Annotated in this window: 7 protein-coding genes and 1 rRNA gene; 6 read left to right on the top strand and 2 right to left on the bottom strand. The window is 59.1% G+C overall.

What is annotated here, in order from left to right; all coding sequences use genetic code 11:
* The 4 genes from rrf to P3T24_RS16490 all read left to right on the top strand — a co-directional run.
* Positions 1-91, top strand: a 5S ribosomal RNA gene (rrf, locus tag P3T24_RS16505); the annotation flags it as partial.
* A 313-nt stretch (positions 92-404) separates the two neighbouring features.
* Complete coding sequence (gene imuA, locus P3T24_RS16500; RefSeq protein ID WP_429436149.1) at positions 405-1112, top strand: translesion DNA synthesis-associated protein ImuA; 708 nt, start codon at positions 405-407, stop codon at positions 1110-1112.
* Entirely contained in the window at positions 1042-2526 is a 1485-nt protein-coding gene (locus P3T24_RS16495; RefSeq protein ID WP_429436146.1) for a Y-family DNA polymerase, read from the top strand. The genes imuA and P3T24_RS16495 overlap by 71 nt, the downstream gene beginning before the upstream one ends.
* 6 nt (positions 2527-2532) lie before the next feature.
* Entirely contained in the window at positions 2533-5682 is a 3150-nt protein-coding gene (locus tag P3T24_RS16490; protein WP_429436144.1) for an error-prone DNA polymerase, read from the top strand.
* A 141-nt stretch (positions 5683-5823) separates the two neighbouring features.
* Here the strand turns inward: P3T24_RS16490 and P3T24_RS16485 are convergent, their stop codons facing one another.
* Together P3T24_RS16485 and P3T24_RS16480 are read right to left on the bottom strand one after the other, a co-directional pair.
* Positions 5824-6741 (bottom strand): dTDP-4-dehydrorhamnose reductase family protein, encoded by a 918-nt coding sequence (locus P3T24_RS16485; RefSeq protein ID WP_429436141.1) that lies wholly within the window; start codon positions 6739-6741, stop codon positions 5824-5826.
* Between the two features lie 11 nt (positions 6742-6752).
* On the bottom strand, positions 6753-6956 hold the full coding sequence (locus P3T24_RS16480) for a heavy-metal-associated domain-containing protein (protein ID WP_429436139.1): 204 nt from the start codon (positions 6954-6956) through the stop codon (positions 6753-6755).
* Positions 6957-7182: 226 nt separating this feature from the next.
* Here P3T24_RS16480 and cueR point away from each other — a divergent pair, with 226 nt between their 5' ends.
* Together cueR and P3T24_RS16470 are read left to right on the top strand one after the other, a co-directional pair.
* Positions 7183-7605, top strand: coding sequence for a Cu(I)-responsive transcriptional regulator (gene cueR, locus P3T24_RS16475; protein WP_074266142.1), 423 nt, complete (start codon positions 7183-7185; stop codon positions 7603-7605).
* Positions 7606-7902: 297 nt separating this feature from the next.
* Complete coding sequence (locus tag P3T24_RS16470) at positions 7903-8049, top strand: DUF3563 family protein (RefSeq protein ID WP_074265275.1); 147 nt, start codon at positions 7903-7905, stop codon at positions 8047-8049.
* The last annotated feature ends 24 nt before the right edge of the window (positions 8050-8073 follow it).

The raw sequence follows: 8073 nt of genomic DNA, 5'->3' as shown, positions 1-8073 counted from the left end.
ACCACCCCTTCCCATCCCGAACAGGACCGTGAAACGACTCCACGCCGATGATAGTGCGGATTACCCGTGTGAAAGTAGGTAATCGTCAGGCTCCCCAGCAGCATCAGAAACCCCACCCCGCAAAGGTGGGGTTTCTGCGTTTACGCGTGCAAAACCACGCAATTGCCTAGCATTACCGCAACCGTCTTGACGCTCCTCGCATAAGGCCGCGAACCCACCAAAGGCCGTTCTGACAAAGTTCCTCGCCAGTTGCCAACCACGCAGTCTAATTTCCTCAAAATGCTGTCCAAATAAACAGCATTCTCGCACTTGGCAACTCTCGCCATCCCCTTAAAAGTGCCAATTCACGGCAGGAAATTTCCGTGTAGGATACTGTATATATATACAGGTTTCTCCCACACGCCATGTCAGTCTCCGCCATCATTGCCGAAGAGATTCACCCGTCGCTCTGGCGAGCCTCACAGCTTGCGCGTGGGCGTGGCCACATGGTGGACACCGGCTATCCAGCACTTTCGACGGAGTTACCCGGCGGTGGCTGGCCAGTTGGCGCGCTAATTGATCTGCTGGTTCAGCAGCCCGGTGTCGGTGAAATGCGGCTTTTGCGGCCTGCGCTTAGCTCGCTCGGAGAGCGGTCGATTGCGCTGGTCCAGCCGCCGCACATTCCTGACGGATTGGGACTCCGGTATATCGGGTTATCGCTCGATCGTCTCCTGCAAATCAAGCCGCCCAAGGCAACGGATGCCCTTTGGTCGGCCGAACAGATTTTGCGTGCCGGCAGCTGTGGCGCGCTGATTTTGTGGGCACAACACGCGCAGTCGTCATCGCTGCGGCGTCTGCATCTGGCTGCGCAATCATCTGAGACGCTATTCATCATGGTGCGGCCACTCACGGCGGCCCAGGACTCATCGCCGGCGTTACTGCGGCTGGCTTTACGACCGGCCGCAGAAGGCCTGATCGTCGATATCGTGAAACGACGAGGTCCAATACGCGCGGAGCCTCTGTCGATTTCTCTTCAACCCACTCCAGTTTTGTTTTCCCGTCATGCGCGTCTTTCTCGCCGTTCACTTGCCGAAGTTGTCCCTCGAAGTCTTCCGGCCGAGGTGGTCGCCTGAACCGGCGCACGGCAGTGCCGTGCTCGAGAAAGACAAGGTGGTGATCGCGGACAGGGCGGCGCGTGAAGCGGGTGTCCTGCTTGGCATGAAGCGCGGTGGAGTCCTGACGTTATCGCCGGAAACCGCAATGTACGAGCGCGACATTGCACGTGAGGCCGCTGCACAGTGGGACGTCGGTATGGCGCTGCTGAGGTTTTCGCCTGATGTCGCGTTGCTAGATGAGGCGACGGTAATCGTCGAAGTCGGCGCGAGTCTACGGCTTTTCGGCGGCCTGCTGTCGTTGTGCCGGCAGGCTAAGTCGATGCTCGACACGTTTGGTTTGACCGCACGCATCAGTGTTGCGCCGACGGGGCAGGGCGCATGGCTACTGGCGAAGTACGGACAGGGACGTGGTGGTGCGCGCAGAGTAGTGCAGTTGCCCTCACTCGAGCGCGTGCTGCACCCGTTGCCTATGCTCGCGGTGCCCGAGATTCGCCCGTTCGCCGACTGGTTCTCGGGCCTTGGCAGCGAGACGATTGGCGACGTGCGTCGCTTGCCGCGTGCAGGTTTGCAGCGTCGCTGCGGTGAACATTTGCTGGATTCGCTGGATCGTGCTTTCGGTACGGCGCCAGAGTTGTTCGACTGGCTCGAATTGCCGCCCACATTCTCCGCTCGCATCGAATTGCCCGACCGGCTCGAACATGCGGACGGCGCAGTGTTCGCCGCACACAGGATGATCGTGCAGTTGTGCGGATGGTTGTGCGCGAAGCAATTGGCGGTCACTGCGATCACGCTGTCTATCGAACACGAACGAGGCAGGCAGGCGCTTGCGCCGACGCTGATCGAAATTGCGCTCGGCGAACCGACGTGGCATGAAGACCACCTGCTGCGTCTCGTGAAGGAGCGGTTGCATCGTGTGGAGCTCGCGGCGCCTGCCATTGCGTTGCGCCTCGATGCATTGAAGGTCGACGCGGCCGCTCCTGATACAGACAGCCTGTTTCCGGAACCCGGGGGCTCGCCGGAGGACCACGCGCGTCTGATTGAATTGCTGATCGCGCGGCTTGGCGACGAGAACGTGCTGCGTCCTGCGCCGACTGCGGATTACCGGCCGGAGGTCGCGAATCGGTGGGTGCCGGTTAGCCAGACGGCGAATCGCAGCACGTTTCCCGATAGCCTGCCACGTCCAACATGGATGCTGGCTACGCCCATGCGTCTGCTGATGCGCCAGCATCGGCCGTTTTATGGCTCGTCTCTGCGGACAATGTCGCCGGCTGAGCGTATCGAAGCCGGCTGGTTCGACGGGGAACTCGTCACGCGCGACTACTTCGTTGCGCAAGCCGAGGATCGCAGCTGCTACTGGATCTATCGTGAGCGCATCAGCAGCCGTGATGCCGAAGAAGCGCCACGCTGGTTCCTTCACGGCTTATTCGGATGACGCGCAATGGACTCGACCTTCACTGCGCTACCGTCGTATGCCGAGTTGTTCTGCTTCTCCAACTTCACGTTCCTGCATGGCGCGTCGCATGCGGAGGAGCTGGTCAAGCGCGCAGTACAACTGGGTTACGAGGGGCTGGCCGTCACCGACGAATGTTCGCTCGCAGGCGTTGTGCGCGCCCATGTAGCGGCGAAAGAGGTGGGGCTGCCGCTTGTCATCGGTTCTTATTTTCAATTGCGCAATGCCGATGGTTCGCCTGCGTTCGGGCTGATTCTGCTCGCGCAGAATCGTGAGGGCTACGGCAATCTGTCGGAGCTGATTACGCTTGGTCGAACCCGTGCGCCGAAGGGTGAATATAGGCTCACGCCGCACGATCTGTCACGGCCTGATCGCGAAAACGTCCACTTGCGCGGCGTGCCTGACTGCCTTGCGATTTTGGTGCCAGCATTTCCCGCCAAAGAAGAGGCATTGGAAGCTCAAATCGAATGGCTCGACGAGACCTTTCCCGGCCGTGCGTGGGTAGGTCTCGTGCTGCATCAGCGCGCGATGGACGATATTCATCGAGGTGAAATCGAATATGTCGCGGATCGTCATAACGTACCAGTCGTCGCACTTGGCAACGTCGTGATGCACGTACGCTCGCGCAAACCATTGCAGGACACGATGACGGCAATCCGCGTCGGCAAGCCTGTTCATGAGTGCGGTTACGATCTCGCGCCTAACGCCGAGCAGCATTTGCGCTCGCGACTGCGCATTGCGAATCTTTATCCCGAGCATACTTTGCGCGAAACGATCTCCATACTCGGTAGATGCAAATTCTCACTTGACGAGTTGCATTACGAATATCCCGATGAATTCGTGCCTGAAGGTTTCACGCCTACCGCGTACCTTCGTCAGGAGACGTATGTCGGCGCGAAGCGACGTTTTCCTTTCGGTATCTCGGATGAGGTCGAGCAACAGATCGAACGCGAACTGGCACTCATCGAGGACCTGAAATACGAGCCGTATTTTCTGACGGTCTACGACATCGTTCGCTATGCGCGAAGCCAGAACATTCTATGTCAGGGACGAGGATCGGCGGCCAACTCTGTCGTGTGTTATTGCTTGTATATCACCGAGGTGGATCCGGCACGCAGCAACATGCTGTTTGAGCGTTTCATTTCCAAGGAGCGTGGCGAGCCACCGGATATCGACGTTGACTTCGAGCATCAGCGACGCGAGGAGGTGATCCAGTACATCTATAAAAAGTATGGGCATGACCGCGCGGCGATTGCTGCGGCCGTCTCCACTTACCGGCCGCGAGGCGCGTTGCGTGAGACGGGTAAGGCGCTGGGGATCGATCCGCAGATCGTCGACGCGGTCGCGAAATCTCATCACTGGTTCGACAATAGTCACGATCTGTTGAAGCACTTTGAAGAGACGGGCCTCGATCCGGAGAAACCTTTGATTCAGGCCTGGGCGAGACTCGCGTCGCAACTGCTCAACTTTCCGAGACATCTATCGCAGCATTCCGGTGGTTTCGTGATCAGCCGTGGCAAGCTCACGCGCCTTGTGCCTGTCGAAAATGCGGCAATGGCGGATCGCCGGGTGATCGAATGGGACAAGGATGATCTCGAATCGCTCAAACTTCTCAAGATCGACGTGCTTGCGCTTGGCATGCTGTCGGCGATCCGGCGTACGCTCGATCTTGTATCGGCTCGCCGCGGCAAGCGCTTCGAGATGCAGGACATAGAAGATGGCGATAAAAAGACATACGACATGATTTGCCGCGCTGACACCATCGGAGTGTTCCAGATCGAATCGCGTGCACAGATGAGCATGCTGCCGCGTTTGCAGCCACGAGGATACTACGACCTCGTCATTGAGGTGGCGATTGTGCGTCCGGGACCGATTCAGGGTGGTGCAGTACATCCCTATTTGCGCCGTCGGCAGGGATTGGAACCTGAAATTTATCCAAGCGACAAGTTGAAGAAAGCCTTGGAACGCACTAAGGGCGTGCCGATCTTCCAGGAACAGGTCATGCAGGTCGCTATGATCGCGGCCGATTTCACGGCAGGCGAAGCCGATGAACTGCGCCGTGCAATGGCCGCATGGAAGCGCAAGGGCGGGTTGGAGAAGTACCAGGATCGCATCATGACCGGGATGCAAAAAAATGGCTACGATCCAGGCTTTGCCGAAGCAATCTTCGAACAGATCAAGGGCTTCGGCGAATATGGATTTCCGGAAAGCCACGCAGCGGGTTTCGCCTTGCTTGTCTACACGAGTAGCTGGTTGAAGTGTCACGAGCCGGAGGCATTTCTCGCCGGCCTGCTCAACAGTCAACCACTGGGCTTCTACTCGCCGTCGCAACTCGTGCAGGATGCGCAACGGCATGGCGTCAAGGTGTTGCCGGTCGATGTAACCGTCAGCGGATGGGATTCGACGCTCGAAACGATCGAAGATGCAGAGCGCCCTGCGGTTCGTTTGGGGCTATCGCTATTGCGCGGCATGAAAGACAACGCCGCAGAGCGCATTGAGAATTCTCGCGCGGTGCGGCCGTTCAGGAGCGTGCATGACCTGGCCCGCCGCGCGCAACTCGACCGCCACGATCTGCACGTGCTGGCCGATGCGAATGCGCTGGCTGCGCTCGCAGGCAATCGTCGCGAGGCCTTGTGGCATTCGGTGGCCGCCGTGCCCGACAAGGACATGCTGGCCATCGCTGCCGTGCAGGATGAGACGCCGGAACTGGGCGCACCATCGGAAAGCAATGAGATCGTCGCGGACTACCGCTCGGTGGGGTTGACGCTCGGCCGTCATCCGCTTCAATTGCTGCGGCCTCAATTATTGGCCAACCGGCTAATGCCGGCATCGACACTACGCAGTTATCCTAACGGACGACTGGCGCGCGCCTGCGGGATCGTTACGGTTCGGCAGCGGCCGGGTACGGCGAAAGGGGTGATCTTCGTAACAATCGAAGACGAGACGGGCAATGTCAATGTGATCGTGTGGCCAGCTCTGCTCGAGAGACAGCGCAAGGAAGTATTGGGGGCATCGCTGCTCGCGGTGTACGGCGTCTGGCAGCGTGAAGGGGAAGTGCAGCACCTCGTTGCGCATCACCTGGTAGATATGTCGCATCTGCTGGGTGGGCTGCAGTCCACCAGCAGGGATTTTTGCTGATTGCCTGCTTTACCGGATTTAACTTGCGCTACCAGGCGGACTTGGGCGGCGAGCAGGGCGCGCCGTCCGAACGGGCCATGGCGGCTTATTGCAGCTCGTAATAACGAGCCGCAATGCCGACCTGCGCCGAGTGCACTTCCGTCATCTTCCTTGCCACGGAAACTTCGCCAATACCTGCCTGATCGCCGTATCGAACGGCGTACGGCGGCCGATCTCCAGCGCTTCGAGCCGGCTCGAATCCAGATGGCAATTGTGCGGGCGCGGCGTCGCATCCGTCGGCGTGCGTTGCGGCGTGAGTTGAGCCTCAAGTTGCAGCGCCTCGGCCAGACGTAGCGCAATTTCGTACTTCGTCATCGGCTCATTGCCCGACCACTGCACGATGCCGCGAATGGTTTCCCCATGCGCATGCCGTTCGAGCATCTGACGGATGACGAATGCAACGTCGGGCGTAAAAGTCGGATAACGGATTGCCCATGCATCCATCACGGCTGCCTTTGGGTTCTGCGAAGAGCTCGCCGATGCGGCAATGGCCGGTACCAGACTGGTTACTGCCGATTCCGCCCAATCGACAATCGGCCCATACAGCAGAGGCAGACGCAGCACGCAACCAAGATCGGTCGTCTCAGTGAGCGCTCGCTCACCGTCGAGCTTGCTGCGGCCATAGGCATTGATCGGAGACGGTTGGGCATCGTAGAGGTAGGGCGGGTGAGTGCCGTCGAACACATAGTCCGTGGAGATCGACAGCACCCAGGCGTCGCGTTTCCTGGCCATTGCAGCCAAGGTACGCACAGCGTCGACGTTCAATGCACGGGCCAGCGCCGGGTCATGCTCGCAGACATCGGGACGGCGTTCAGCCGCCGCAATCACGATCGCATTGGGAGCCTCGCGCTCGACAAACTGCTCGACCGCCTGTCCATCACGGATATCGAGCGTGATGTGATGCGGCCCGGCATGCCGGAACGCCGTCGGAACGATCTGCCAGTCCGCTTGCTGCGCCAACTCGTCGGCGAGTGCGCGGCCTAGCAAGCCCGACGCGCCGATCACGGCAACCTTGAACATAGGCGCGCTCCTTAGTGAGTATCGACGACCGTGTAGCCGGCCTCGTCGATCGCCGCCTTGAGCGCATTGACCGGTCGGGTCGATTCGACCGCCACCCGGCCCGTCTCCAGATCGACCTTGACCTGCGCCGTGGCGTCTTGCTCGCGAATCGCGTTGGTGACTGCCGCCACACAGTGCTGGCAGCTCATACCTTCTACCTGAAATTCGATCGTCATCTGCTTTGCCTCGAGAAACGTGAATGGTGTAACGGTTGAATTATGCCTGCCAGACCGCAACTGGAGGACTGACCTTCCCACGGTGGGAAGGTGTACGATCGGCAGACATCACTAGCGAATTGCACGGACCAGAGTAAGTGTTTTGCATGGAAGCGGAGTCATGCGCCAAAGCGTGAACTCTGCTCGCCAGTTGAAGCGCGAACTCTGGTCGACAAGGGAAACAGTCATGAACATCGGTGAAGCGGCCCGCGCATCGGGCGTCACGGCGAAGATGATTCGCTACTACGAAAGTGTCGGTTTGCTGGCGGCAAAGGCTCGCACCACGGCCGGCTATCGGGTTTACGGTTCGCAGGAAGTGCACTCGCTGCGCTTCATTCGCCAGGCGCGGCGTATGGGCTTCCTTGTCGAAGACATCCGCCGTCTGCTGGCTTTGTGGCAGGACCGCTCGCGCGCGAGCGCCGAAGTCAAGGCGATCGCGCTTGAACACGTGGCCGATCTCGATCGCCGCATCGCCGAACTGACGGAGATGCGCGACACGCTTTCGCACCTGGCCGATCATTGCCATGGTGACGAGCGGCCCGATTGCCCGATCATCGAGGGTCTGGCGGATCCCGCGACGGCCGTTAGCCATACTTGTCATGCCGACTGACGATGAAAGGTGCAACCTCGACGTCAACTCGTTGCAACCAGACCACACATTCGCACCTAATTGGTGCGTTTTGGGCGTCCGATCGCATGAAATCTGCATTGAAAGGCCATTTAGTCTATAAAAATCAGTCACTTGGCGCCTAATTTCGGATGCACCATTCCAAAACGGAATGCACGTCATTCGGGCATTTCACTAGCCAGGTTGCACCAGAAGGCTATAATCCGGGTTAACCCTTCATAAGGGAAATCCCTGATGTCCAATCCACCGGGGATTCATTTCTGATCCTTGGAGAACATCATGTTTGCATACCTTCTTGAAAAGCTGAGCACCTGGTTTGAGACCGCTGAACGTAGCCGCCGTGAGGCTTACCTCGCATCGTCGTCGGATATCGTCCAGCTCGAACAACGCATCCGCTCGCTCGAAACGAACGGCTATTCGCTGTAAAGCTGTCTGAAGTCCGTTTGACCC

This window comes from Paraburkholderia sp. GAS33, from assembly GCF_050436645.1.
GTDB classification, from domain to species: Bacteria; Pseudomonadota; Gammaproteobacteria; order Burkholderiales; family Burkholderiaceae; genus Paraburkholderia; species Paraburkholderia phenazinium_B.
This window is presented reverse-complemented; position numbering and strand designations above follow the sequence as displayed.

What these genes read in the sequence shown, in the direction of transcription:
- imuA (WP_429436149.1), top strand. Translation starts at nt 405, where the DNA reads ATGTCAGTCTCCGCCATCATTGCCGAAGAGATTCACCCGTCGCTCTGG.
- P3T24_RS16495 (WP_429436146.1), top strand. Translation starts at nt 1,042, where the DNA reads ATGCGCGTCTTTCTCGCCGTTCACTTGCCGAAGTTGTCCCTCGAAGTC.
- P3T24_RS16490 (WP_429436144.1), top strand. Translation starts at nt 2,533, where the DNA reads ATGGACTCGACCTTCACTGCGCTACCGTCGTATGCCGAGTTGTTCTGC.
- P3T24_RS16485 (WP_429436141.1), bottom strand. Translation starts at nt 6,741, where the DNA reads ATGTTCAAGGTTGCCGTGATCGGCGCGTCGGGCTTGCTAGGCCGCGCA.
- P3T24_RS16480 (WP_429436139.1), bottom strand. Translation starts at nt 6,956, where the DNA reads ATGACGATCGAATTTCAGGTAGAAGGTATGAGCTGCCAGCACTGTGTG.
- cueR (WP_074266142.1), top strand. Translation starts at nt 7,183, where the DNA reads ATGAACATCGGTGAAGCGGCCCGCGCATCGGGCGTCACGGCGAAGATG.
- P3T24_RS16470 (WP_074265275.1), top strand. Translation starts at nt 7,903, where the DNA reads ATGTTTGCATACCTTCTTGAAAAGCTGAGCACCTGGTTTGAGACCGCT.